Below are 24,790 nucleotides of genomic sequence, written 5' to 3'. Positions count from 1 at the left end.
CTAGAACCCCCTCAAATCGCACCAGCATGGGGTATCCAAGGATGAATATCCACGAATATCAGGCCAAACAGCTTCTCAAGAGCTATGGCGCACCGGTCTCGGACGGCCGTGTCGTCCTCAAGGCCGAAGAAGCGAAGACCGCAGCCAGCGAACTCGATGGTCCGCTCTGGGTCGTCAAGGCGCAGATCCACGCAGGTGGTCGCGGCAAGGGCCACTTCAAGGAAGCCGAAGCCGGCGAAAAGGGCGGTGTCCGCCTCGCCAAATCGGTCGAAGAGGCTGAAACGCTCGCCAAGCAGATGCTCGGCAAGACGCTCGTGACGCACCAGACCGGCCCGGCGGGCAAGCAGGTCAACCGCATCTACATCGAAGACGGTTCCGACATCGAGCGCGAGCTGTATCTCGCTCTGCTCGTCGACCGCGTGACCTCGCGCGTCTCGATCGTCTCCTCCACCGAAGGCGGCATGGACATCGAGGAAGTCGCGGCGAACACGCCCGAGAAAATCCTCAGCTTCTCGATCGACCCGGCCACCGGCTATCAGCCGTTCCACGGCCGCCGCGTCGCCTTCTCGCTCGGCCTCGAAGGCCCGCAGGTGAAGCAGATGGTCGGCCTTCTCGGCAAGCTCTACCAAGCCTTCGTCGAGAAGGACATGGAGATGCTCGAGATCAACCCGCTGATCGTCATGACCGACGGCAACCTGAAGGTTCTCGACGCCAAGCTCGGCTTCGACGGCAACGCCGTTTACCGTCACTCGGACATCGCCGCCCTGCGCGACGAAACCGAGGAAGACAGCAAAGAGCTCGAAGCGTCGAAATACGACCTCAACTACATCGCGCTCGACGGTGAGATCGGCTGCATGGTGAACGGCGCTGGCCTCGCAATGGCCACGATGGACATCATCAAGCTCTACGGCGCCGAGCCTGCGAACTTCCTCGACGTTGGCGGTGGCGCCACGAAAGAGAAAGTGACCGAAGCGTTCAAGATCATCACCTCGGACAAGAACGTCAAAGGGATCCTCGTGAACATCTTCGGCGGCATCATGCGCTGCGACATCATCGCCGAAGGCGTGATCGCTGCGGTGAAGGAAGTCGGCCTCGAAGTGCCGCTGGTTGTCCGCCTCGAGGGCACCAACGTCGAAAAAGGCAAGGAAATCATCGCGAATTCCGGCCTGAACGTCATCGCCGCCGACAACCTGTCGGATGGCGCAGAAAAAATCGTCAAAGCGGTGAAAGGCTAAGAATCATGGCAGTTCTCGTCAACGAAAACACCAAGGTCATCTGCCAGGGCTTCACCGGCTCGCAGGGCACCTTCCACTCCGAGCAGGCAATCGCGTACGGCACCAAGATGGTCGGCGGCGTGACCCCCGGCAAAGGCGGCCAAGAGCATCTCGGCCTGCCGGTCTTCAACTCGGTCCACGAGGCAAAAGCCAAGACCGAAGCGAACGCCTCGGTGATCTACGTTCCGCCGCCCTTCGCGGCTGACTCGATCCTCGAAGCGATCGACGCGGAAATGGAGCTGATCGTCTGCATCACCGAAGGGATCCCGGTCCTCGACATGATGAAGGTCAAGCGCGCGCTGATCGACTCCAAGTCGCGTCTGATCGGCCCGAACTGCCCCGGTGTCATCACGCCCGACGCCTGCAAGATCGGCATCATGCCCGGCCACATCCACAAGCGTGGTTCGGTCGGCGTCGTGTCGCGCTCGGGCACGCTGACCTATGAGGCGGTCAAGCAGACCACCGACATGGGTCTGGGCCAGTCCTCGGCCGTCGGCATCGGCGGTGACCCGATCAAGGGCACCGAGCATATCGACGTGCTCGACATGTTCCTCGACGATCCGGAAACGGAATCGATCATCATGATCGGTGAGATCGGTGGTTCGGCGGAAGAAGAAGCCGCGGAATTCCTCGCCGAGCAGAAGAAAAAAGGCCGCTGGAAGCCGACCGCCGGCTTCATCGCTGGCCGCACGGCCCCTCCCGGCCGCCGCATGGGCCACGCCGGCGCGATCGTCGCGGGCGGCAAGGGCGATGCGGAATCGAAGATCGAAGCCATGAAATCGGCTGGTATCGTCGTCGCAGACAGCCCCGCCACGCTGGGCGAAGCGGTGATGAAAGCAATCAAGGGCGAATAAGCCCCATTGAGACAGGCGGGGTCGCGGCGCACGCGGCCCTGCATCCTGACCAAGGAAAGGACCGGACCCATGTCGCTGCGGACCGCACGGCGCGCCTCCCTCCCCGTTTCGGGGACGGTCGCATGCGCCCTGCTTGAAAGCAGCGACGGGGGCCGGTCTTTTTTTGCGGCGGAGCGCGTCGCCAACCGCACCGGAAAGCCCGCCCCTGGCGGCCTCGCTCCGGTCGCGATCGTCCGCTCACCGATCGCAGTTCAGACCACGCGCATCCCTGCCCTGCATGGAAGTCCTGACATCAGCACCTACATCATTGACCCAGAAGGCAATATGCCCGGGACTGCAGGTGCCGGTATCGACGTATCCGTGCCGGCCCCGCGCGCGAAGGAAAGGACCCTACATCATGTCCCGTTCCACCCCTGTATCCGTCGCGAGGGCGTTCGCGCGCCGCGCGACCCCGCCACCAGACGCGCCCAGCGTTTAACCAACCGTTCAATGGGCCGCTGATAGACGTTCGAGTTCCACAGATCCCTGTTTCACCGACCGAAGGTGAGGAAAATGACCGACCAATCCCCCAACGACCAGTTCAATGCCTCGCAGTTCCTGCAAGGCGCGAATGCCGAATATGTCGAGCAGCTCTATGCCAAGTTCGCCGAAGACCCGTCTTCGGTCGATACGGCCTGGGCTGCCTTCTTCGCCTCGCTCGGTGATCCCGATCAGGACGTGAAGAAATCCGCCGAAGGCGCAAGCTGGGAGCGTCGCGACTGGCCGCCGGTGGTTGCCGACGACCTGACCGCCGCGCTGACCGGCGAATGGCCCGCCGCCCCCGCCGAGGGCAAGGCTGCTGGCGACAAGATCAAGAAGAAGGCCGCCGAGGCTGGCGTTCCGGTCGACGAAGCCGCCGTTAAGCGTGCCGTGCTGGACTCGATCCGCGCGCTGATGATCATCCGCGCCTACCGTATCCGCGGCCACCTCGCCGCCGATCTCGACCCGCTGAACATGCGCGAAACCGGTCAACATCCGGAGCTCGATCCGAAGAGCTACGGCTTCACCGATGCCGACATGGATCGCCCAATCTTCATCGACAACGTGCTCGGCCTCGAGATCGCCTCGATGCGCCAGATCATGGATATCGTGAAGCGCACCTATTGCGGCACCTTCGCGCTGCAATACATGCACATCTCCGATCCCGAGCAATCGGCCTGGCTGAAAGAGCGCATCGAAGGCTACGGCAAGGAGATCACCTTCACCAAGACCGGCCGCCGCGCGATCCTCAACAAGCTCGTAGAGGCGGAAGGGTTCGAGAAGTTCCTGCACGTCAAATACATGGGCACCAAGCGGTTCGGCCTCGATGGCGGCGAAGCGCTGATCCCAGCGATGGAGCAGATCATCAAGCGGGGCGGTCAGCTCGGCCTGCAAGAGGTCGTGGTCGGCATGCCCCACCGCGGTCGTCTCTCGGTCCTCGCCAACGTGCTGCAAAAGCCCTATCGCGCGATCTTCCACGAATTCCAGGGCGGCTCGTTCAAGCCCGAGGACGTGGACGGCTCCGGCGACGTGAAATACCACCTCGGCGCTTCCGCCGACCGTGAGTTCGATGGCAACAAGGTCCACCTGTCGCTGACCGCGAACCCCTCGCACCTCGAGGCGGTGAACCCGGTCGCGCTCGGCAAGGTCCGCGCCAAGCAGGACCAGCTGGCCGACCGTTCGGACCGTTCCAAGGTCGTCTCGGTGCTGCTGCACGGTGACGCGGCCTTCGCCGGTCAGGGCGTCGTGGCCGAGTGCTTCCAGCTCTCGGGCATTCGCGGCCACCGCACGGGCGGCACGATCCACCTCGTCGTGAACAACCAGATCGGTTTCACGACCGCGCCGCACTTCTCGCGCACCTCGCCCTACCCGACCGATCTCGCGCTGATGGTGGAAGCTCCGATCTTCCACGTGAACGGCGACGATCCGGAGGCCGTCGTGCACGCAGCCCGCGTCGCGACCGAGTTCCGCCAGAAGTTCCACAAGGACGTGGTCATCGACATCTTCTGCTACCGCCGCTTCGGTCACAACGAAGGCGACGAGCCGATGTTCACCAACCCGGTGATGTACAAGTCGATCAAGACCCACAAGACCACGCTGCAGCTCTACACCGAGCGTCTCGTGGCGGACGGCCTGATCCCCGAGGGCGAGATCGAGGATATGAAAGCCTCGTTCCAGTCGCATCTCAACGAGGAGTTCGAAGCCGGCAAGGTCTTCAAGCCGAACAAGGCGGACTGGCTCGACGGTCGCTGGTCCGGCATGGAGCAGGAAAAGAGCGAATACGAACGCGGCACCACCGCGATCGCGCCCGAGACCTTCGAAGAGGTCGGCAAGGCGCTCGTGACCGCGCCTGAGAAATTCGCGCTGCACAAGACGGTCGGACGTCTGCTCGACAACAAGAAGCAGATGCTCGAGACCGGCAAGGGTTTCGACTGGGCGACCGCCGAGGCATTGGCCTTCGGCTCGCTCCTGACCGAAGGCTATCCGGTCCGTCTGTCGGGTCAGGATGCCACCCGCGGCACCTTCTCACAGCGCCACTCGGCGCTGGTCAATCAGGACAACGAAGACCGCTACTACCCGCTGAACAACATCCGTGAGGGTCAGGCCCGCTACGAGGTGATCGACTCGATGCTCAGCGAATATGCGGTGCTCGGGTTCGAATACGGCTACTCGCTGGCGGAACCGAAGGCGCTGACGCTCTGGGAAGCGCAGTTCGGCGATTTCGCCAACGGCGCGCAGATCATGTTCGACCAGTTCATCAACTCGGGCGAGCGGAAATGGCTGCGCATGTCGGGCCTCGTCTGCCTGCTGCCGCACGGTTTCGAAGGTCAGGGCCCCGAACACAGCTCGGCCCGTCTGGAGCGTTTCCTGCAGCTGTCGGCGGAAGATAACTGGATCGTTGCGAACTGCACGACGCCGGCGAACTACTTCCACATCCTGCGCCGCCAGATCCACCGCGACTTCCGCAAGCCGCTGATCCTGATGACGCCGAAATCGCTTCTGCGTCACCCCAAGGCGGTCTCGACCACGGAAGACTTCACCACCGGGTCCAGCTTCCACCGCGTGCTGTGGGATGATGCCCAGCGCGGCAATTCGGATATGGAGCTGAAGTCCGACGACAAGATCAAGCGCGTCGTGATGTGCTCGGGCAAGGTCTATTACGACCTGCTCGCACAGCGCGACGAACGCGGGCTGGACGATGTCTACCTGCTGCGTCTGGAACAGTTCTACCCGTTCCCCGCGCAGGCCGTCACCAAAGAGCTGACCCGCTTCAAGAATGCCGAGATCGTCTGGTGCCAAGAGGAGCCGAAGAACCAGGGCGCTTGGTTCTTCGTCGAGCCCTATATCGAATGGGTCCTCGCCAAGATCGACGCGAAACATGCCCGTGCGCGCTATGCAGGCCGTGCAGCTTCCGCCTCGCCCGCGACGGGTTTGGCAAGCCGCCACAAGGCCGAGCAAGACGCGCTCGTCAACGATGCACTGGAGGGTTGAATAGATGTCCACTGAAGTCCGCGTTCCCACGCTCGGAGAGAGCGTCACGGAAGCTACCGTCGCCACCTGGTTCAAGAAGCCCGGCGACACGGTGGCCGCAGATGAGATGCTCTGCGAGCTCGAAACCGACAAGGTGACCGTCGAAGTGCCGAGCCCCGCGGCCGGCACGCTTGGCGAGATCGTGGCTGCCGAAGGCGAGACCGTCGGCGTCGATGCGCTGCTCGCGACGATCGAAGAGGCCGGCGCCAGCCCCGCGCCGAAGAAGAAAGAAGACAAACCGGCGGAAAAACCCGCCCAACAGCCCCAATCGAATGAGGGAAAAATGACCGACGTGATGGTGCCCAGCCTTGGTGAATCGGTCACCGAGGCAACTGTGTCGACGTGGTTCAAGAAGGTTGGCGACAAGGTCGCTGCCGACGAGATGCTCTGCGAGCTGGAAACCGACAAGGTCTCCGTCGAAGTGCCGTCTCCCGCGGCTGGCGTTCTCAAGGAGATCGTCGCCGAAGAAGGCACGACCGTCGATGCCTCGGCCAAGCTTGCCGTGATCGCCGAAGGCGAATCCGGTGGCGCCTCCGCGAAGGAAGAGGCCAAATCCGAAGCCCCCGCCGAGAGCGGCAGCAAGGGCGGCAAGGACGTCGAAGACGCGCCCTCGGCCAAGAAGCTGATGGCCGAGAAGGGTATCGACCCGGCCTCCGTTCAGGGGTCTGGCAAAGACGGCCGGATCATGAAGGAAGACGTGGCCAAGGCCGAAAACGCGCCGAAGCAGGCGTCGGTCAACGTCGCCTCGACGCCCTCGCAGGCGCCGCGTGGCCCGGTCAATGCCGATGACGCGTCGCGCGAAGAGCGCGTGAAGATGACCCGCCTGCGGGCGACCATCGCCAAGCGCCTCAAGGATTCGCAGAACACCGCCGCGATGCTGACCACCTATAACGAGGTGGACATGTCGGGCGTGATGAACCTGCGCAACGAGTACAAGGACCTGTTCAACAAGAAGCACGGCGTGAAGCTCGGCTTCATGTCCTTCTTCGTGAAGGCCTGCTGCCACGCGCTCAAAGAGGTCCCGGAAGTCAACGCCGAGATCGACGGCAACGAGGTCGTCTACAAGAACTACGTCCACATGGGCGTGGCCGTGGGCACTCCGAACGGGCTCGTCGTGCCGGTCGTGCGTGATGCCGACCAGATGAGCTTCGCTTCGATCGAGAAGACGATCGCCGAGATGGGCACCCGCGCCCGTGACGGCAAACTCTCGATGGCCGAGATGCAGGGCGGTTCGTTCACCATCTCGAACGGCGGCGTCTACGGCTCGCTGATGTCCTCGCCGATCCTCAACCCGCCGCAATCGGGTATCCTCGGCATGCACAAGATCCAGGAACGTCCGATGGTCGAGAACGGCCAGATCGTCATCAAGCCGATGATGTATCTCGCACTCAGCTACGACCACCGCATCGTCGACGGCAAAGGCGCCGTGACCTTCCTCGTGCGCGTCAAGGAAGCGCTGGAAGATCCGCGCCGCCTGCTGATGGACCTGTAAGACCGGGACGAAGGCGGCAGCCCCCTGCCCCTTCCTCTTGATCCAAATATCCTCGGGGGGTCCGGGGGGCAGACAGCCCTCCGGTCCGCCCTCTCCACCGGGAGCGACCCATGACCCCCGAACTCACCGTGCTCATCCTCGCGATCCTGCTCCATCTGGGGCTGATGGTCGCCTATTCGGTCAAAGCGAATACCGAGCTCGGCACGAAATACCCCGTCTCTCCGCGCGACAGGACGCCGCCGCCGATCTCGACCCTGCTCGGTCGGATTCAGCGCGCGATGAACAACTCCTTCGAAGGGCTGATCCTCTTCGCCCCTGTCGCGCTCGTTATCGGCCTGACCGGGCAGTCGAGCGCCGCCACTGTGGCCTTCGCCTGGATCTTTCTGATCGCGCGGGTTCTCTACATTCCGTCCTATGTGCTGGGCTGGGTGCCGTGGCGCTCGCTCATCTGGGGCTTTTCCTTCTTCGCAATTCTGGCGCTGGCGATTGCCGCGCTGATCTGACCTCCCGGCGCGAGGCCCCCTCGCGCCCCAATCCAAGGAGCAAGAACAATGGCTGACTATGATGTGATCGTGATCGGCGGCGGCCCGGGCGGCTATGTCTGCGCCATCCGCTGCGCCCAGCTGGGCCTGAAAACCGCCTGTGTCGAAGGCCGCGACAGCCTCGGCGGCACCTGCCTCAACGTGGGCTGCATCCCCTCCAAGGCGCTGCTGCATGCCACGCATCAGCTGCACGAAGCCGAGCATAACTTCGCCAAGATGGGCCTGAAGGGCAAATCGCCTTCGGTCGATTGGAAGCAGATGCTGACCTACAAGCAGGAAGTCATCGACGGCAACACCAAGGGCATCGAGTTCCTGTTCAAGAAGAACAAGATCGACTGGCTCAAGGGCTGGGGTTCGATCCCGGAAGCCGGCAAGGTGAAGGTGGGCGAGGACGTCCATAACGCCAAGAGCATCGTGATCGCGACCGGCTCCGAACCCTCTTCGCTGCCGGGCATCGAGATCGACGAGAAGACCGTCGTGACCTCGACCGGCGCGCTGTCGCTCAACAAGATCCCGAAGTCGATGGTCGTCATCGGTGCAGGCGTCATCGGTCTGGAAATGGGCTCGGTCTATGCCCGTCTCGGCGCGGATGTGACCGTCGTGGAATATCTCGACGCGATCACCCCCGGCATGGACGGCGAGGTTTCCAAGAACTTCCAGAAGATCCTGTCCAAGCAGGGCCTGAAATTCGTCATGGGCGCCGCCGTGCAGGGCGTCGACGTGAAGAACGGCAAGGCCACGGTGAACTACCAGCTGCGCAAAGATGAGAGCAACGCCTCGATCGAAGCCGAGACCGTTCTCGTCGCGACCGGCCGCAAGCCCTATACCGACGGTCTGGGCCTCGAGGGCGTGGGCGTCGAAATGCTGCCGCGCGGTCAGGTAAAGACCGACGCGCATTGGCAGACCTCCGCGAAGGGCATCTACGCGATCGGCGACGCGGTCACCGGCCCGATGCTCGCCCACAAGGCCGAGGACGAGGGCATGGCGGTCGCCGAAGTCATCGCGGGCAAGCATGGTCACGTGAACTACGAAGTGATCCCGAGCGTGATCTACACCACGCCGGAAGTCGCCTCGGTGGGCCAGACCGAAGAGGCGCTCAAGCAGGACGGCCGCGCCTACAAGGTCGGCAAGTTCTCCTTCATGGGCAATGGCCGCGCCAAGGCGGTGTTCCAGTCGGACGGCTTCGTGAAGCTGATCGCGGATAAGGAAACCGACCGCATCCTCGGCTGCCACATCATCGGCCCCGGCGCGGGCGACCTGATCCACGAGATCTGCGTGGCGATGGAGTTCGGCGCCTCGGCGCAGGACGTGGCGCTGACCTGCCACGCCCACCCGACCTTCTCCGAAGCCGTGCGCGAAGCCGCGCTCGCCTGCGGCGACGGCGCGATCCACGCCTGATAGGCCAAGGGTCGTGAGAAATGCGAAAGGGCGCCCCGCGGGGCGCCCTTTTTTTGGCCGTCGAAAGGCTCAGCTGTCCTTCTCGGGCACCAGATCGTCCGGCGTCCAATCGCCAGACCCGGAGGGGCCCATGCCACCCGCATCGCCCGGCGGCGGGCCGGGAGGGGCTCCGTTCGGGCCGCCTGCGCCGCCCGGACCACCATTGCCTGCCTCGCTCACCGCATCCGGGTTCACGCCCACCACGAGCTGCGCCACATACCCCTCGCTCTGCTCGCGCAGCGCTGCATAGGCGCCATCGCCTGCCTGATGCGCGATCCCGTCACTTGCGTTGATCGTGTCGCGGGTGCTTTCGCGCGTATAGGGCGCGATATTGTCATAGAGATACTGGCTCAGCGCATCGGGGAAAAAGATTTGCGAGGTCAGCACGGTCACCTCGTCGAGGAAAACCTTGTAATGGATGTGAGTCGTGCGCCCGCGATACCAGCCCGGATAGATCGTCTGGAATTGCACAAGCCCGCCCGCTTCCGTCATCTGCGTGCCGCGCAGGAAGGTTTGGCCGGTGGTGTCGAGCGTGGCCTCGGAGCCTTGGTTCGCATAGCCTGAATAATTGCCCTCGGCGTCGCAATGCCAAACATCGACGCGCGCGCCTTCGATCGGGGTGCAATCGGCATTGACGACCTGCATCTGCAATACCAGCGGAATGCCCGTCCGGTCCTCGGTAATGTCGGCGCGCACCAGATTTGGGTCGATATAATAGGGGCCTTCGGTGACTTCCGGCATCACCAGACAGACATTGGGCGTAATCAACCCGGCGGCCGTTGCGGCAGAACTGGCTTCGGCGCGCGCGGCCAGCGGAAACGTCGCAGCACCAGCAGCGACCGGAGAGGCCGCGAGCGCGCGCAGAAGGTTTCGTCGGGAAAGATTGGGGGAGGTTTGTCTCATGCGTGAATTCCTTTCGCAGGTTCAACGCATCGGACCACCCGTTTCCGTCTTTCACCGTTGCGTGAGGCCTACCCCTCGCCGTGATCCGCCGCCGCGTCCATCTTGGCGGCGAATTCCCGACGCAGTTCGCGGCGCAGTTCGGCGGCGCGCCAGCGGTGGCGTTCCTCTGCCGTCTCCGGCTCCAGCTTCGGCACCGCGGCGGGTTTTCCGTCCTCGTCCACCGCGACCATGGTGAAATAGCAGCTATTGGTGTGGCGCCGCGTACCGGCGGTGATGTTCTCGGCCTCGACGCGGATGCCGATCTCCATCGAGGTGCGGCCCGTGTGGTTCACGCTGGCCCGAAACGTCACCAGCTCGCCCACGTTGATCGGCTGCTGGAACGTCACCTGATCGACCGACAGCGTTACCGCGTAGCGCTGCGAGTAGCGCGAGGCGAGCGAGAACGCGACCCGGTCGAGCCAGTTCAGCAGCGCGCCGCCATGCACCTTGCCGGAGAAATTCGCCTGATCGGGCGTCATCAGCACGGTCATCACGAGGCGCTTGCGGTCCTCGAAGCTCAGCGTTTCGGTCATGTTTTTCCCTCGTTGCCCCCGGGCCATATGCGCGAAAGCCTCCCTTGGGGTCAATCCGCGCGGTGCGCATAGCTTACTTGCGCGGCTTGGCCCGCAGGGTCGGATCGGCCTCGCGCGGATCTTCCGGCCACGGATGCTTGGGGTAGCGCCCGCGCATATCCTTTCGCACATCGGCGTAAGAGCCCTCCCAGAAACCCGGCAGGTCCATCGTCACCTGAATAGGTTTGTGACCGGGCGACAGCAGCGTGATCCGCAGCGGCAGGCGTTTCGGGCCGACCGTGGGATGGGCGGTGACGCCGAACATCTCCTGCAGGCGGATCTCGATCCCCGGCGCCTCGCCCGCGTAATCGATGGGCACACGACGGCCCAGAGGGGTCTCGAAATGCGCAGGAGCCAAACGATCCACGAGCTGCATCTGCTCCCAGTCGAGCGCGGCGCGCAGCGGATCGGTGAGGTCCAGCTTGCGCAGATCGGCCTCGGTCCGGGCCTTGCCGAGATAGGGCAGCAGCCAGTCCTCGGCCCTCTCCAACAGCCCCTCATCCGAGAAATCCGGCAGATCGGCCCCCTGCCCGCGCAACAGCTCCACCCGCGCCTGAAGGCGGCGCGCGGCGGGCGTCATCGGCAGCCCGATTTGGCGCAGCCCGGCCAGTGCGCCGCGCGCCAATGCCTCGCGCGGAGCGTCCTTCCAGACGCGATCATCCAGCACCAGCGCCCCGAACCGTTCGTGCTTGCGCGCGATGACCCGGCCCTCGCGCCTGGACCAGTCGCAGACATCGTGCCACGCGATCTGATCGGCAAAGAGGCGGCGGACCTCGGCCTCGGAGATCGCGATGCCTTGGCGCACTTTCGCCTCGCGCGGATCGCCATCGAGATCGCTCACCACGATCAGGCGTTGTGCGCCCAGCGGATCGCCCTCGGCCACCACCGCGCCCTTGCCGCCAGACAGGACGTAGCGCGGCGCATCGCCCTTGCGGCGCAGCCCCACACGGTCTGGATAGGCGAGCGCAAGTTGCTCGGCGGGCGAATAGGTCTCGGGCGCCTCGGGGGCGAGGCGAGCCAGCCGCTTCGCCTCGGAGCGGATACGCTCGATCGTGCCGCGATGGGGCGTGTAGGGGTGGTGCGACTCGAAGCGCTTGGGGTCGCGGATCGCACTGAGGCGCAGAGACAGATCGGCGGGCGCGCCACGCAGCGGGTCGCGCTCGGCCAGAAGGGCGGCAAGGGGAGCTGCCTCAGGGCCAGCGGTCAGCAGCATGTGGCCAAGGCGCGGATGCAGTGGCAGTTTCGCGAGCTTGCGCCCGTGTTCGGTAATCAGCCCCGACTTCAGCGCGCCGAGTTCCTCCAGCAAAGCGCGCGCCTCCGCCATCGCGGGCGCGGGCGGCGGGGTCAGGAAGGCCAGATCGCCGCCCTCCGTTCCCCAGACCGCGAGTTCCAGCGCGAGGCCGGTGAGGTCCGCCACCTCGATCTCGGGCGGGGCGAAGGCGGGCAACGCGCCTTCCGCGCCCTTGGTCCAGAGCCGGTAGCAGATGCCTTCCGCCACGCGGCCTGCGCGGCCCCGGCGCTGCTCGGCCTCGGCGCGGGAGACGGGTTCGGTCACCAGCCGCGCCATGCCCGAGCGCGGGTCGAAGCGCGCGCGGCGGGCCCGGCCGCCATCGATGACGACGCGGATGTCTTCGATGGTAAGAGAGGTTTCCGCTATGGCGGTGGCCAGCACCAGTTTCCGCCCCGAGGGTGCGGGTGCGATGGCGGCGCGTTGGGCGGCGAACTCCATCGCGCCGAACAGCGGACGGATCGCGATGTCGGCGGGCAAGCGGCCCTTCAGCAGCCCTTCGACGCGGCGAATCTCGCCTTCACCCGGCAGGAAGGCCAGAAGGCTGCCGTCGGTGGCCTCTGCGGCCTCGGTGATCAACCCGGCCATCGCGGCCTCAAACCGCATCGAACTGTCGACCGGACGGTCCAGCCACCGCGTCTCCACCGGATAGGCCCGGCCCTCGGACACCACGATGGGCGCATCGTCCAAGAGAGCCGCCACCGGCTCGGCATCGAGCGTGGCCGACATCACGACCAGCGCCAGATCGGGGCGCAGCGCGCCGCGCACTTCCCATGCCAGCGCCAGCCCCAAATCGGCATTGAGCGAGCGTTCGTGGAATTCGTCGAAGATCACGCAGCCGATGCCGGTCAGCTCCGGGTCGGATTGCAGCACGCGGGTCAGGATGCCCTCGGTCACGACCTCGATCCGGGTGGCTTTCGAGACCTTCGCCTCGCCGCGGATGCGGTAGCCGACGGTCTCGCCGACCTTTTCGCCCAAAGAGTCCGCCATGCGCTCGGCGGCGGCGCGCGCGGCCAGACGGCGCGGCTCCAGCATCACGATGCGGCCCTCGATCTGATCCAGCAACGCCAGCGGCACGCGGGTCGTCTTGCCCGCGCCCGGCGGCGCCATCAGCACCGCGCGGCCATGCGCTGACAGCGCCGCCCGCAGATCGGGCAGCACCAGGTCGATCGGAAGAGAAAAGCGGTCTGTGTTCACCCGCCCCTTATTGCCGAGTGAGGCGGCCTTTTCCATAGAGCGTGTCGGTCTCGATCTTGTCGACCTGCAACCCACCCTTCGGGCTCGGCTCGTAATAGAGGGTGAAGGCGAAGCGGCTCTTTTCCTTCATGTCCTTTTCCGAGAACCCTTCGAGGCGGCGATATTCCCCCGAACAGACGAGATCTTTGCCATCGGGTTTCGGATCGAACAGGCGCACCTGAGAGCGCCGCGCGCCGTCATACATCTTCACGTCGAGCTTGCAGGCCTCGTCGCGCGGCACATCGCGCAGCACGGCATAGAGCGCGGTCAGCGGATCGACCGTGCCGCCCTGTTTCGCGGGATCGACATCGCGGGGCTTGGGCTTGCGCGGCGGCTGCTGGCTGACGGAAACGGGCGTGCCGTTATTGTAGATGATCTGGTGCTTGGATTTGCGCCCCGGCGCGTCATCCACCTCGGAATATTTCATTGGGGTGAATTTCTGGCCGTCGTGAAGCCCCGAGACGCTGGCCGAAAACTTGATCTTGCGCAGCAGCCCCACGAGGCCTGCCGTCTGCAGCACACCGTTCGCGCCATATGCCCCGTCGGTTATCTTGCCGTTGATCGCCAGCTCGCCCGCGCGGATGCCTTTGAGCACCACGTCGAAGACGATCTTGTCGCTTTGCTCGGCGCGTGCGGGCGCTGCGCCAAGGGGCGCGATCACCAGCGCCGCTGTCAGCGCAGCGGTCAAGGCGCGGGGCAAACGGTTCGAAAGAGATGTCATTGGCATCCTCGTGTCAGGAATTTCCCATTGGCTCTGGACATAGGTCGCAGGGTGCAGGCAAGTAACCGTTAAGTCTTCACGTCTGATGTCATTTTTGACACGAATACCCAAAATCAGCGAAAGCCTGCCGATGACCAAACAAAGCCCCGCCGACCTCGCTCCGCGCATTCTGGCCTCCGATCGCCGCGCCTTGGCCCGCGCGATCACGTTGGTGGAATCGGGCCGGGCCGAGCATCGCGCGCAGGCGGTCGAACTGCTCGATACGCTGGCGGGCGAAGGGCGTCAGGCGCTGCGCATCGGGCTTTCGGGCACGCCGGGCGTGGGCAAATCCACCTTCATCGAAGCCTTCGGGATGATGCTGACCGCGAAGGGGCTGAAGGTCGCCGTGCTCGCGGTCGATCCCTCCTCGGCCCGCTCGGGCGGCTCGATCTTGGGCGACAAGACCCGGATGGAGCGGCTGTCGCGCGATCCGAACGCTTTCATCCGTCCCTCGCCTAGCCAAGCGCATCTCGGCGGCGTCGCGCGGCGTACCCGCGAGGCGGTGTCTCTGTGCGAGGCGGCGGGCTTCGACGTGGTGTTGATCGAGACCGTGGGCGTCGGTCAGTCCGAGACGCTGGTGGCCGAGATGGTGGATCTGTTCGTGCTGCTGATGGCCCCGGCTGGCGGCGACGAGCTGCAGGGCGTCAAGCGCGGCATCATGGAGATGGCCGACCTGATCTTGGTGAACAAGGCCGATGGCGATCTGAAACCGGCCGCCATGCGGACGGTCTCGGATTACGCCGGTGCGCTGCGCCTGTTGCGCAAGCGGCCGCAGGACCCCGAGGGTTTCCCCAAGGCGCTGCCTGTCTCGGCGATGGAAGAGAACGGGCTGGAGAAGGCTTGGGACGAGATGACCGCGCTGGCCGAGTGGCGGCGCGCGAACGGGCATTTCGATCAGCGCCGGGCCGAGCAGGCGCGGCATTGGTTCGAAGCCGAGGTCCGCGAGGGGCTGCTTGCGCGGTTGCGTCAGGACCCGGAGATCCGTGCAAAGATGCGCGAGCTTGGCGATGCCGTGGCCAGCGGCGAAAGCGCGGCCTCGGCGGCCGCAGCGGAGATGCTGGAGCAGTTGGGCGGCTGAGCGCCGCCCTGCCCGGCCCCGATCACATATCGCTTTCTTTCTTGTCCATCGTGGGCTCCGTATGCTCCGGCTCCCCGTGGGTCATGTCTTCATGTGAAATCTGCGGATCGGCGACCGGCGCGGTCTCCTGCGACGGTGCGGCAGGCTGATCGCGGTTGAGATCGACCGGGATGTCCACGACCATCAGACCCGTCTTCTCGAAGCGCAGGTTGAGCGTGACCATGTCGCCCTGATGGAGCGGCTGGTTCAGCCCCATGAACATGACATGATCGCCGCCGCGCTGCAGGACATGCTCGCCTTTGGCGGGGATCTCGAAGCCTTCCTTGACCTCGAGCATCTGCATCTCGCCATTCGGCCCCTGCTTGTGGGTGTGCAGTTCGACGCGCGCGGCGACGTTCGAGCTGACCGAGAGAAGGCGATCGTCGAGATCGGAGATGTTCTTGATCTCCATGAAGGCCGCCGCCGATTTCGACATCGGGGTCGAGACCCGGACGTAGGGGTCGAGGATCTGGATCGGTTCGGCGGCGAAGGCGGGGAGAGCAGCGGCGATCAGGGCCGCGCTCATCAGGTATTTGCGGATCATTTGCGTCTCCTGTGGGTATGTTCGTCTGAAAGCTTGGAGGTCAGACGGTCACGGGCGGTCCGCGGGCGCGCGGCACCAGGACGGCCTGCGCCTGCGCGGTCTCGGGCTCGACCGTCTCGACGCTGCGCCCCTCGCCCCTTGGCGGTGCCGGCAGAGCCGGCGCGAGCGCGACGGCGGCCATCATCGCCAGAACCATGTCGGGGCAGATATGGGCGGGACTGGTCGGTTTGCCCTCGGCATCGACGCTGACCGTGGTCACGCCGTAACCGGTGCAGAGCACCACCTCGCCCGCGACGCGCGCCTGACCGCGTGCGACCGCCATCGTCATGCTGGTCATGGCCAGCATGAGCGCCGCGGCGATCCCGATTGGCAGCTTGAAGCGCGTCCTCCACATGGCGCTCACACTAGCGTGACGACGCAGGGAGGGAAATACGGCAGATAAAGCCGCACAAGCAAAAACCCCGCGCCGAAGCGCGGGGTTTTCGTAACCGTGAATCCGGAAAGGATCAGGCGGCTGCCTGAGCTTTCGCGATCGCTTTCTTGATCTTCAGAGCATTCACCGACAGCTCTGCATCCTTCGCCTTGGCGAGGAACGCGTCGAGACCGCCGCGATGGTCAACCGAGCGCAGGCCGGCTGCGGAAACGCGCAGCTTGAAGCTCTGGCCCAGGGTATCCGAGATCAGGGAGACATCGTTCAGGTTCGGCAGGAAGCGACGACGCGACTTGTTGTTCGCGTGGCTCACTTTGTTGCCCGTCGTGGGGCCCTTGCCGGTCAGTTCGCAAACGCGCGACATGGCATTCTTCCTTCGTTTCTTACCTGGCCGAAGTTACGCGAATCGCGCGCCCGGCCCCAACATGAGAAGGCGCCGCATGGCAGCGCCCGAAAATCTGTTGGCGCGGAATACGGGCAATGGCGTCTCGCGTCAAGTCGCCCAAGCCGTTTTTATGCCCCTCACGCATCGCTTCAGGGGCGGTTTTACCAGCCACGCTGGGCCAGGTGACGCAAACCCTGGGTCACATCGGTGCGCACGGCCAATCGAAGCGCCGGTTCGTCGCCCGCACGCAGAGCCGAGAGAATCATTCGGTGGTGGCGCGGCGGCTCGTTGCGCTGCAGCTTGGTGTAGACCGCGCGCATCGTCGGTCCCAACTGCAGCCAGACGGTTTCGATCACCGCGAGCATCGCGGGCGCCTGCGCGCGCAGATAGAGCGTGCGGTGAAATTCGAGATTGGTGCGGATGTAGCCCACTGCATCCTGCTTCGCGACGGCCTCGGCATTGGCGACGTTGATCGCGCCGAGACGGTCGATCAGCGCGAGGTGGGCGCGCGGCAGGGCACGGGCCGACAGCTCCGGTTCGATCAATGCGCGCAGCGCCGCCAACTCCTCGATCCGCTCGTTCGACAGCTCCGGCGTCGCTACGCGGCCCGAACTGGACAGCGTGAGCGCCCCTTCCGCCACCAGCCGCCGCAGCGCTTCGCGCGCGGGGGTCATGGAGACACCGTATTGCTTGCCCAAGCCCCGCAGCGTCAACGCGGTGCCCGGCAGCAACTCCCCCACCATGATCTGCTGACGCAAGGCGCGGTAAAGCCGATCATGGGCGGCGGTCTCGATGGGGCGTGTGGAAATCGTGGTCATGCGCTTTTTGTGATCACGTTAGCAGCCGGGGTCAATCTCGAAACCGGATCGCATGCAGCGCGGACCCTTCGCGCTTGAGCCAGGCGCGCTCTGCCTTGAAGCTCGGGCGGAGGGCTTCGACGACGCGCCAGAAGGCGGGCGAGTGATTCATCTCCTCGAGATGCGCGACCTCATGGGCCGCGACATAGTCGAGCACCTCCGGCGGCGCCATGATCAGCCGCCAGCTATAGGAAAGCGCCCCGGTGGAGCTGCACGAGCCCCAGCGCGAGCGCGTATCGCGAATCGTGATCTTGGCGAAGTCGCGCCCGATCTCGGATGCATAGCGCGCGCTGGCCGCATGGAGCCGCAGCCGGGCCACGTGTTTGAAAAAGGTCTCGACCCGCACGCCCAGACGCGCGGGGTCTTCGGGCACCAAGAGCCGCGCGCCGTCGATCTTCGGGCTGCGCAATCGTGCGGGCTCCAATGTCAGAATCTGTCCCTCGAAGGGGATACCTTGCCCGAATCGCACCGCCTGCGCGGGCGGAATCGCACCGAGGGTCTTGCGCAGCCATTCGGTTTGCGAGCGCGCGAAGGCCAAAGCTTCGCGCTCGGACGCACCCCGCGGGATCGTGAGCGCCACCCGGCCGTCCACCCGCGACACCCGCAACGAGAACCTGCGCGCACGCCCGGAGCGGCGCAGAACCAACTCCACCTCAGGCAGTTCGGGAATGGGGGGCGTGCGGGACAGAAGCTTTCTCCGAAAGGTTCGACAGCGAGAGGTGGCCCGGGGGTCGCAGCCCGGCCAGAAAACGCACGAAAAGGCTTTGACACCCTGCCCGGCATGTGGCAGGTGGCTGCGACTCTGCTGGATTAAGTGCGCAGGAGAATTCCATGCCGAAAGAGGAATGGGGCGTCAAGCGTCTGTGCCCGCATTGCGCGAGCCGCTTTTACGACCTGAATAACGACCCGATGACCTGCCCGGTCTGCAACAACACCTTTACCCTCGAGGCTCTGACCTCGGGCAGCGGTCGTACGCTTACGACCGACAAGACGTCGTCTCAGAAAGACGATGACGTCAGTCTCGGAGATGACGATCTCGACACCGATGACGGTGACGTGGATCTCGACGACGATCTGCTCGACGACGACGACGATGACGACAATGTCTCGCTCGATGACATCGCGGATGTCAGCACCGAGGATAAGGAAGACAACTGAACGGCTGGGCCGCTCGGGACCATTGATCAAGGCGCGACGGGAAACCGTGGCGCCTTTTTCTTTGGCCCGGCGCCCTGCCCCGGCACGCGGCCTCGCGCCCCGTTTCCGGGTGCGGATGAAGACTGACGTTTGGGAATGCGCGACGGCCGAAATTTTCGCGCGGTTCGGGGCGAAATTCCTCTTGCGCCGCCGCGGCGCTTTGCCTATACGCCTCCCCACACAGCGGGGCTACCCGCTGGACCTCCGGTGGGGCCATAGCTCAGTTGGGAGAGCGCTTGAATGGCATTCAAGAGGTCAGGGGTTCGACTCCCCTTGGCTCCACCAATACAAACTTCGCGACGCCGAAAACCCCGCCCTTCGTGGCGGGGTTTCGCGTTTCCGAGGGTTTGTTTCTCTGCAAACAGCTGAACCGCACGCCGCCTCCGACAGCCGCCCGAGAGAGGCTCGAGAAGGCCTTCCAAGCGTCCTGCTTTTGTATCCCGCCCGGGGAAGACGCAGAGCGTCGATCAGCACCCGCAGCCACCCTTCGAACGCCTCCGGGGCACCCCACACCCAAGCGCGGCCCCGAACCGCTCTCGCAGCGCAGCGAGAGCTTGTCCGATGAGACGCCCCTAAGGACGACCGAGGCCCACAGCGCAACATGCGCGACGACAGAGCGCGCAGACCGCAACAGCCAACGGCGCGAACGACAGGCATGGCCCGCGAGACATTGATTTTTAGTAGGAGGGGGAAATGGCGGACCCGGGACGATTCGAACGCCCGACCCCTTGATTCGTAGTCAAGTGCTCTATCCAGCTGAGCTACGGGTCCGCTTATGTGGGGCGATGTAACGGCCACGTCGGAGCGATGCAAGAGCAAATTCGAGGCAATTTTGGAAAACCGTCAAAATTCTTGGATGCCCTTGCGGAAGCCCTGAAGATCGGCACGCACCTCCCGGAACCTAACCCCGCGCAGGCTCAGGAAATTGCGCCCGCGCCCTTCTCGGAGGCGCAATCCAGCGCGATATCCGACGGCAGGAAGATCCGGAACTCAGTGCCATTGCCGTCGGTCCGCACCAGGTCCAGACGCCCGCCATGACCACGAATCAACTCTGCGGCGATGGCGAGGCCAAGGCCTGTGCCGCCCGCGCGCGTGCCGCCTGTGAAGGGCTTGAAGAGGTGTTCGCGCGCAGTCTCCGGCAGGCCGGGGCCGCTATCCTGGACGCGAATCCACCAGCCGTCAGCATTCTCGCCCGCGCCGATCTCCACCGTGCCGTTCTGGCCGGTCGCTTCGATCGCCTGTCGGGCGTTGCGCACGAGGTTGTTGAGCACGCGATAGAGCTGCTCGCGGTCGGCGCGGATCACCAGATTCGGCGGCATGTCGGTGACGAAATCGACGAGCGGGCCTTCGCTCGGGTGCTCTTCGTTCTCCAGAACCTCCTGCGCCAGTTCGCCGAACATAAAGCGCGACAGCGTCGGCGGCGGCTCCTTGGCCTTGCCGAAGGCGAGCGTCGTTTCGCACAGGTTGATCGCGCGCTCGATCGAGCCGGTCAGCTTCGGGGCGGCGCGCTTCACGCCGGGGTCGTCGGAGCTTTCCATCCGGTCGGCGAAGAGCTGCGCCGTCGTCAGGATGTTGCGCAGATCGTGGCTGATCTTGGCGACCGCCTGCCCGAGCTGCGCGAGACGCTCCTTCTGGCGCAGCGACGCGGTGAGCTGCTGTTGCATCGAGGCCAGCGCCTCTTCGGCGACTCGCAGTTCCTCGACGCTGGCCTGCGGAGTTATGATGCGCCGCGCATCCTCGGGCGCGTCCGCGTAAGAAGACATATGCGCGACCAGCCGCTTGATCGGCACGACCATCAGGCGGCGCACGAGAAGGAACAGCAGAACGGCGGTGATCACCGAGAAGACCGCCGAGATAGACAGGAGCCGCAGCCCGTATTCCACCATCGCGATCCGCATCGGTTCGGTCGCGAGCGTCACCTCGATCACGATACCGCCCTTCTGCACCGGCTGACCCAGCACCCGGATCACGCGATCCCCGGAATCGAAGAGCGCGTGGACCGCATCGCGAATCCGCGTCCATTCCGTCGAATCGCGCAGGTCGTAGGTTTCGGTCACCGGAGAGGGAATCGGCGAGGACAGCACCAGCTGCCGCGCCGCGTCTCTGCGTAGCACCACGTTGAAGACGCCCGCGTTGGACAGAAGCTCTTTTTCCAGATCGGGCGCGATAGTGGTGTCGGTGGTCAGAAGCGCAAGCGAGGCGATCTGCGCACGCTCGAGTCGCGTCAAAAGATAGTCTTCGCGAAAATTCGCCAAACCCGGCAAAAGGATCAACGCCTCGGCGAGCACCACGAAAACCGTGGTCAGGATCAGAAAACGTCCTGAAAGAGTGTTCACTTTCATCGCCTATCAAACGCTGGGCCGCCCCACAGGATCGGCCCGTCCCCTTCAATGTCACTCTTGATGCACCGCCGGTCAGGATGCAAGGATACCGTCCCCTGCGTCAGCCGCGCTTTGCGCACAAGATAGGCGGCTCGCGCAGAAGGCAAAACCCCGTGAGCGGTCACGATCCGTGCGAAGCGACCGGAAAAGCCGGAAAAAACCCGCTTTCGCGAATTGACTTGCTGGGGAGAGGTCACTAAAGAGCGGCTTCGAAATGCTATCTGGCCCTCGAATCCTGTTTCTGGGCCCGAACCGGAGTGAAAACGATGAAACGCACGTTCCAGCCGTCGAACCTCGTTCGCGCCCGTCGCCACGGCTTCCGCAGCCGCATGGCCACGAAGGGTGGACGCCGGGTTCTCAACGCCCGTCGCGCGAAGGGCCGTAAGCGTCTGTCGGCTTAAGGCCGTTACAGCCGCGACTGGCTTTTGACGCCGCCGGATGCTTTTCGCAGGTCGGGCCCTCGGGTCGGATCGGTGAAAAGACCGGCGGCTTCGCTATTTTGCGCGCCGTTTATTCGCCGGAGGTCGCCTGATGGCCGCCATACGCTCAGATGATCCGACTCGTCCGACCGCGGTTCTGCGGCAGCGGGCGGATTTCCTGAAAGCGGCCTCGGCGCAGCGTAAGGGGATGCCCGGCTTTCTGCTGCAGGCGCGCAAGCGCCGCGAAGACGAGCCCGTCGCCCCCGATCTGATCCGCGTGGGCTTCACCTGCTCGAAGAAGCTCGGCAATGCGGTGGCGCGCAACCGCGCGAAACGGCGTCTGCGCGAGATCGCCCGCGCCGTTCTGCCCAAGGCGGGTCGGCCGGGTTGGGATTATGTTCTGGTCGGGCGCCCCGAGGCGACCGCCACCCGCGACTTCGCCGACATGCTGGCTGAATTCGAGACCGTGCTCACGATCATTCACGATTTGCCGATCTCCCCGCCGCGGCCGCGCAAACCCAAGGGGAGCAAACGCAAATGAGCCCCCTCGCCCGAATCCTCGCCCTGCCGGTTCATGCCTATCGCCTGCTGCTGAGCCCCTGGATGGGGCATGGCTGCCGCTATCAGCCGACCTGTTCGTCCTATGCGCTCGAAGCGCTCGAGCGGCATGGTGCGGTGAAGGGTGGATGGCTGGCCGGGAAGCGGCTCCTGAGCTGCCACCCCTGGGGCGGGCATGGCTATGACCCAGTGCCCGGGGCCGATCCCGAATTTGACGCCGCCCATCGTTGCGCCCATGCGCATGACGCGAAGGACACTCCAGATGCTTGATGACGAAGACAGCCCGATCCATCCGCTTTTCGCAGGCGCACCCTCGACGACCGAGTTCAAGAAGCTGCGCAAGCGCATCGTGCGCGAGACCCGCGAGGCGATCGAGAAATACGGGATGATCGAACGCGGGCAACGCTGGCTGGTCTGCCTCTCGGGCGGCAAGGACAGCTATACGCTTCTGGCCGTTCTGCACGAGCTGCAGTGGCGCGGGCTGCTGCCGGTGGAGCTGCTGGCCTGCAATCTCGATCAGGGCCAGCCGGGCTTTCCCGCGACCGTGCTGCCGGAGTTCCTCGCGAAGATGGGCGTGCCGCACCGGATCGAGTATCAGGACACCTATTCGATCGTGATGGACAAGGTCCCCCAAGGCCGCACCTATTGCGCGCTGTGCTCGCGGCTGCGGCGCGGCAACCTCTATCGGATCGCGCGCGAGGAAGGGTGCTCGGCGGTCGTGCTGGGCCATCACCGCGACGACATCCTCGAGACTTTCTTCATGAACCTGTTCCACGGCTCGCGCCTCGCGACGATGCCGCCGAAACTGCTGAACGAAGAAGGCGATCTCTTCGTCTATCGCCCGCTCGCCTTCGTCTCTGAGGCAGATTGCGAGAAATTCGCCCGCGCGATGGACTATCCGATCATCCCCTGCGACCTCTGCGGCTCTCAGGACGGGCTGCAGCGCCAGCAGGTGAAGATGATGCTCGACGGCTGGGAAAAGAACGCCCCCGGCCGCCGCAACAAGATGTTCAAGGCGCTAATGAACGCGCGCACCTCGCATCTGTGCGACCCCTCGATCTTCGATTTCGCGGGGCTCGAGCGCCGCGCGGAGGGTGAAGCGGATTTTAACGAAAACGTCCCGGTTTTGCGCGAGCGCGATTAACCAGCTGATCACAAATGACGTCTAGCCTTGCTGGCGAAGGGGGGCCTTGAGGGGCCCGCATGTGCCACGGGGGTAGGTGTCATGGGAAATGACGGGGGCAAGCGCGCCGCCCGCAAATCAGAGCTGCGCGCAAGATATAACGGCAAACCGGGTCCGGTTCTGCTCCGACGCGAGATGATCGCCTTTTTGCCCGCCTGCGGGCTCGCCCTGCTCTGGGTCGGGCCGGAGGCGATGGTGCTGATTGGGCTGACCGCGATTCTGGTGGGTTGGATGACCCGCCCCCTGCCCGTTCCGCCCGAGAGTGACGAGGAGGGATGCGACCCCGCGACGGGCCTGCTGCCGCCGAGTGCCGCGATTGCAGAGATGGCCGCCTCCTTGCAGGACGCACAGCGGCGCAACCGCCCGACCGGATGCCTGATCCTCGGGCTCGACGCCCCCGATCAGGCGCTACGGCGTCTCCACCCAAAGGAATTCGATCTTCTGCTGCGCCGGATCGGCGAACGGCTACAGGCGCAGTTGCGCAGCGGCGATGTGGTCACGCGCTGGGACGGCACGCGTTTCGCGGTGCTGCTGCGGCCGACACCGCGGCTTGGCCTCGAAGGGATGATCCAGCTTTGCGGCCGCCTTCAGGAAGCGGTGAGCGAGCCTTACGTGATCGCCGAGCAGACGCAGCAGATCACCATGCATATCGGGTTTCACCTCGTGGGCCGAAGTGCTGCGACCCCGGCCTATCGCGACGACGCGGCCACGCAGGCCAAGGCCGACGCGCGCGCCAACACAGAGGCGGAGGCGGCGCTCTCGCGCGCCGAGACCGCGGCCAACCGCGCGATGCAGTCCGGCCCGGGGGCGATCCGCTCCTCCCGCTCGGACAAGATCGCCACGAAAGACCCGGGCGCGCATCCGCTGTCCGCCAGTGTCGGAGAGGCGCTCGAAGCGGGCCATATCAAGGCGTTTTTCCTGCCGCAGATTTCCACCGACACAGGCGGTATCAGCGGATTTCAGGCGATCCCGCGTTGGCTTCATGCGCAGCGCGGGATTCTGACCGAACGCGAGATACTCCCCGCAATCGAGGCGGCAGGGCTGGGCGCGCGCTTCTCCGAGGTGATGCTTTACGCGGCCTGCGGTGCGCTGCGCGACATCGCCCGCGATGGCAGCGATTTCGGCCCGGCCTCTCTCCCCTTCCTGCCCGGACAGATGAGCGACCCAAAGCTGGCCGAGCGGCTGGCCTGGGAATTCGACCGCTTCGAGATCGCCCCGAACCGGCTGCGGCTGATCGTCCCGCAGGCGATGGTGGCACGGCTCGACGATCCGGTCTGCAGCCATACGCTGCACGCGATCAAGCGCCTAGGCTGCCTGATCGAACTGGCGGGATTCGGCTCCGGTCCCGTCTCGGCGGAGACGATCCGCCAACTCGGGCCGCAGCGGCTGCGCATCCATCGCTCGCTCACGGCAGAGATCGACCACAACACCGAACACCAGCGCCTCACCGCCGCGATCGTGTCGATGGCCGAGGGGCTGGGGCTGGAGACGCTCGCCGAAGGGGTGCCGGGAATCGCCGAACACGCGATGCTGTGCCAGTTGGGCTGCTCGGCGGTGCAGGGCCCGGCGATTGCCGCACCGATGCCGATCAGCGAATTCCTCGAATGGGCAGAACGCCATCGCACCAAGCTCGACGCGACGCCGCAAATCGGCAGGCGGTGAACCACCCCAAAGACCAGGCCGCAGACCGAGTCGCAAACCGGGCTTTGCGACCGCGGACCCCGGATCCGGGCCGAAAGCGTGATGGCAAACCATGCCCGATCCACTGTTTCA

The 24,790-nt window shown here is 64.9% G+C and carries 23 protein-coding genes and 2 tRNA genes; 14 read left to right on the top strand and 11 right to left on the bottom strand.

Annotation, left to right across the window (positions count from 1 at the left end):
• Nucleotides 1-41 precede the first annotated feature (41 nt).
• The 6 genes from sucC (at nucleotide 42) to lpdA (ending at nucleotide 9,109) form a co-directional block, all read left to right on the top strand.
• The gene (gene sucC / locus BMI88_RS03585) at nucleotides 42-1,235 is read left to right on the top strand and encodes an ADP-forming succinate--CoA ligase subunit beta (protein ID WP_078519722.1); all 1,194 of its coding nucleotides are present in this window, start codon (nucleotides 42-44) and stop codon (nucleotides 1,233-1,235) included.
• 5 nt (nucleotides 1,236-1,240) lie between these two features.
• Nucleotides 1,241-2,128 (top strand): succinate--CoA ligase subunit alpha, encoded by an 888-nt coding sequence (sucD, locus tag BMI88_RS03580; RefSeq protein WP_075776193.1) that lies wholly within the window; start codon nucleotides 1,241-1,243, stop codon nucleotides 2,126-2,128.
• A gap of 552 nt (nucleotides 2,129-2,680) precedes the next feature.
• Complete coding sequence (locus BMI88_RS03575) at nucleotides 2,681-5,638, top strand: 2-oxoglutarate dehydrogenase E1 component (protein WP_078546115.1); 2,958 nt, start codon at nucleotides 2,681-2,683, stop codon at nucleotides 5,636-5,638.
• Between the two features lie 4 nt (nucleotides 5,639-5,642).
• Nucleotides 5,643-7,169, top strand: a complete 1,527-nt coding sequence (odhB, locus tag BMI88_RS03570) for a 2-oxoglutarate dehydrogenase complex dihydrolipoyllysine-residue succinyltransferase (RefSeq protein ID WP_078546114.1) — start codon at nucleotides 5,643-5,645, stop codon at nucleotides 7,167-7,169.
• Between the two features lie 110 nt (nucleotides 7,170-7,279).
• Nucleotides 7,280-7,672 carry an MAPEG family protein gene (locus BMI88_RS03565; RefSeq protein WP_078546112.1) on the top strand — a complete coding sequence of 131 codons (393 nt, stop codon included), beginning with the start codon at nucleotides 7,280-7,282 and terminating at the stop codon, nucleotides 7,670-7,672.
• A 48-nt stretch (nucleotides 7,673-7,720) separates the two neighbouring features.
• Nucleotides 7,721-9,109 (top strand): dihydrolipoyl dehydrogenase, encoded by a 1,389-nt coding sequence (gene lpdA, locus BMI88_RS03560; RefSeq protein ID WP_078539787.1) that lies wholly within the window; start codon nucleotides 7,721-7,723, stop codon nucleotides 9,107-9,109.
• A 69-nt stretch (nucleotides 9,110-9,178) separates the two neighbouring features.
• Here the strand turns inward: lpdA and BMI88_RS03555 are convergent, their stop codons facing one another.
• From BMI88_RS03555 to BMI88_RS03540, 4 genes are all read right to left on the bottom strand, one after another.
• Complete coding sequence (locus BMI88_RS03555) at nucleotides 9,179-10,051, bottom strand: intradiol ring-cleavage dioxygenase (protein WP_078546110.1); 873 nt, start codon at nucleotides 10,049-10,051, stop codon at nucleotides 9,179-9,181.
• Between the two features lie 68 nt (nucleotides 10,052-10,119).
• Entirely contained in the window at nucleotides 10,120-10,623 is a 504-nt protein-coding gene (locus tag BMI88_RS03550; protein WP_078546109.1) for an acyl-CoA thioesterase, read from the bottom strand.
• 73 nt (nucleotides 10,624-10,696) lie between these two features.
• Nucleotides 10,697-13,147, bottom strand: coding sequence for an ATP-dependent helicase HrpB (hrpB, locus tag BMI88_RS03545; RefSeq protein WP_246831813.1), 2,451 nt, complete (start codon nucleotides 13,145-13,147; stop codon nucleotides 10,697-10,699).
• 7 nt (nucleotides 13,148-13,154) lie between these two features.
• Nucleotides 13,155-13,907, bottom strand: a complete 753-nt coding sequence (locus BMI88_RS03540) for a DUF3108 domain-containing protein (RefSeq protein WP_078546106.1) — start codon at nucleotides 13,905-13,907, stop codon at nucleotides 13,155-13,157.
• A gap of 130 nt (nucleotides 13,908-14,037) precedes the next feature.
• Between BMI88_RS03540 and meaB the strand changes: the two genes are divergently transcribed.
• A complete protein-coding gene (gene meaB, locus BMI88_RS03535; RefSeq protein ID WP_078539792.1) occupies nucleotides 14,038-15,024 on the top strand; it encodes a methylmalonyl Co-A mutase-associated GTPase MeaB in 987 nt (328 codons plus the stop codon).
• Between the two features lie 22 nt (nucleotides 15,025-15,046).
• Here meaB and BMI88_RS03530 read toward each other — a convergent pair whose 3' ends face one another.
• From BMI88_RS03530 to BMI88_RS03510, 5 genes are all read right to left on the bottom strand, one after another.
• Nucleotides 15,047-15,607, bottom strand: coding sequence for a copper chaperone PCu(A)C (locus BMI88_RS03530; protein ID WP_078546104.1), 561 nt, complete (start codon nucleotides 15,605-15,607; stop codon nucleotides 15,047-15,049).
• Nucleotides 15,608-15,647: 40 nt separating this feature from the next.
• On the bottom strand, nucleotides 15,648-16,001 hold the full coding sequence (locus BMI88_RS03525) for a hypothetical protein (protein ID WP_078546103.1): 354 nt from the start codon (nucleotides 15,999-16,001) through the stop codon (nucleotides 15,648-15,650).
• A gap of 112 nt (nucleotides 16,002-16,113) precedes the next feature.
• Nucleotides 16,114-16,401, bottom strand: a complete 288-nt coding sequence (gene rpmB, locus BMI88_RS03520) for a 50S ribosomal protein L28 (protein ID WP_078519735.1) — start codon at nucleotides 16,399-16,401, stop codon at nucleotides 16,114-16,116.
• A 182-nt stretch (nucleotides 16,402-16,583) separates the two neighbouring features.
• Nucleotides 16,584-17,240: a GntR family transcriptional regulator gene (locus BMI88_RS03515; protein ID WP_078519736.1), complete on the bottom strand. Its 657-nt coding sequence runs from the start codon at nucleotides 17,238-17,240 to the stop codon at nucleotides 16,584-16,586.
• Nucleotides 17,241-17,271: 31 nt separating this feature from the next.
• The gene (locus BMI88_RS03510) at nucleotides 17,272-17,967 is read right to left on the bottom strand and encodes a SprT family zinc-dependent metalloprotease (protein WP_078546102.1); all 696 of its coding nucleotides are present in this window, start codon (nucleotides 17,965-17,967) and stop codon (nucleotides 17,272-17,274) included.
• Between the two features lie 143 nt (nucleotides 17,968-18,110).
• On the opposite strand from BMI88_RS03510, the gene BMI88_RS03505 reads away from it, so the two are divergent.
• Nucleotides 18,111-18,437 carry a TIGR02300 family protein gene (locus BMI88_RS03505; RefSeq protein WP_078519738.1) on the top strand — a complete coding sequence of 109 codons (327 nt, stop codon included), beginning with the start codon at nucleotides 18,111-18,113 and terminating at the stop codon, nucleotides 18,435-18,437.
• A gap of 248 nt (nucleotides 18,438-18,685) precedes the next feature.
• Nucleotides 18,686-18,761 (top strand) — tRNA-Ala (locus BMI88_RS03500).
• 409 nt (nucleotides 18,762-19,170) lie between these two features.
• Here BMI88_RS03500 and BMI88_RS03495 read toward each other — a convergent pair.
• Nucleotides 19,171-19,247, bottom strand: a tRNA-Arg gene (locus tag BMI88_RS03495).
• Nucleotides 19,248-19,393: 146 nt separating this feature from the next.
• Nucleotides 19,394-20,818, bottom strand: coding sequence for a HAMP domain-containing sensor histidine kinase (locus tag BMI88_RS03490; RefSeq protein ID WP_078539797.1), 1,425 nt, complete (start codon nucleotides 20,816-20,818; stop codon nucleotides 19,394-19,396).
• 305 nt (nucleotides 20,819-21,123) lie between these two features.
• Here BMI88_RS03490 and rpmH point away from each other — a divergent pair, with 305 nt between their 5' ends.
• The 5 genes from rpmH (at nucleotide 21,124) to BMI88_RS03465 (ending at nucleotide 24,679) form a co-directional block, all read left to right on the top strand.
• Nucleotides 21,124-21,258 (top strand): 50S ribosomal protein L34, encoded by a 135-nt coding sequence (rpmH, locus tag BMI88_RS03485; RefSeq protein WP_075776231.1) that lies wholly within the window; start codon nucleotides 21,124-21,126, stop codon nucleotides 21,256-21,258.
• A gap of 130 nt (nucleotides 21,259-21,388) precedes the next feature.
• Nucleotides 21,389-21,817, top strand: a complete 429-nt coding sequence (rnpA, locus tag BMI88_RS03480) for a ribonuclease P protein component (RefSeq protein ID WP_078546100.1) — start codon at nucleotides 21,389-21,391, stop codon at nucleotides 21,815-21,817.
• On the top strand, nucleotides 21,814-22,104 hold the full coding sequence (gene yidD, locus BMI88_RS03475; RefSeq protein ID WP_078519741.1) for a membrane protein insertion efficiency factor YidD: 291 nt from the start codon (nucleotides 21,814-21,816) through the stop codon (nucleotides 22,102-22,104). Before rnpA ends, yidD begins: the two co-directional genes overlap by 4 nt.
• Nucleotides 22,097-22,978, top strand: a complete 882-nt coding sequence (ttcA, locus tag BMI88_RS03470; protein WP_078546098.1) for a tRNA 2-thiocytidine(32) synthetase TtcA — start codon at nucleotides 22,097-22,099, stop codon at nucleotides 22,976-22,978. The genes yidD and ttcA overlap by 8 nt, the downstream gene beginning before the upstream one ends.
• 81 nt (nucleotides 22,979-23,059) lie before the next feature.
• Entirely contained in the window at nucleotides 23,060-24,679 is a 1,620-nt protein-coding gene (locus BMI88_RS03465) for an EAL domain-containing protein (protein WP_078546096.1), read from the top strand.
• The last annotated feature ends 111 nt before the right edge of the window (nucleotides 24,680-24,790 follow it).

Origin of the sequence: Thioclava sp. F36-6, assembly GCF_002020305.1 — a bacterium.
In the GTDB taxonomy this organism is placed as follows: domain Bacteria; phylum Pseudomonadota; class Alphaproteobacteria; order Rhodobacterales; family Rhodobacteraceae; genus Thioclava; species Thioclava sediminum.
The sequence above is the reverse complement of the archived record's forward strand: the minus strand, read 5'-3'. Positions and strand labels throughout refer to the sequence as shown.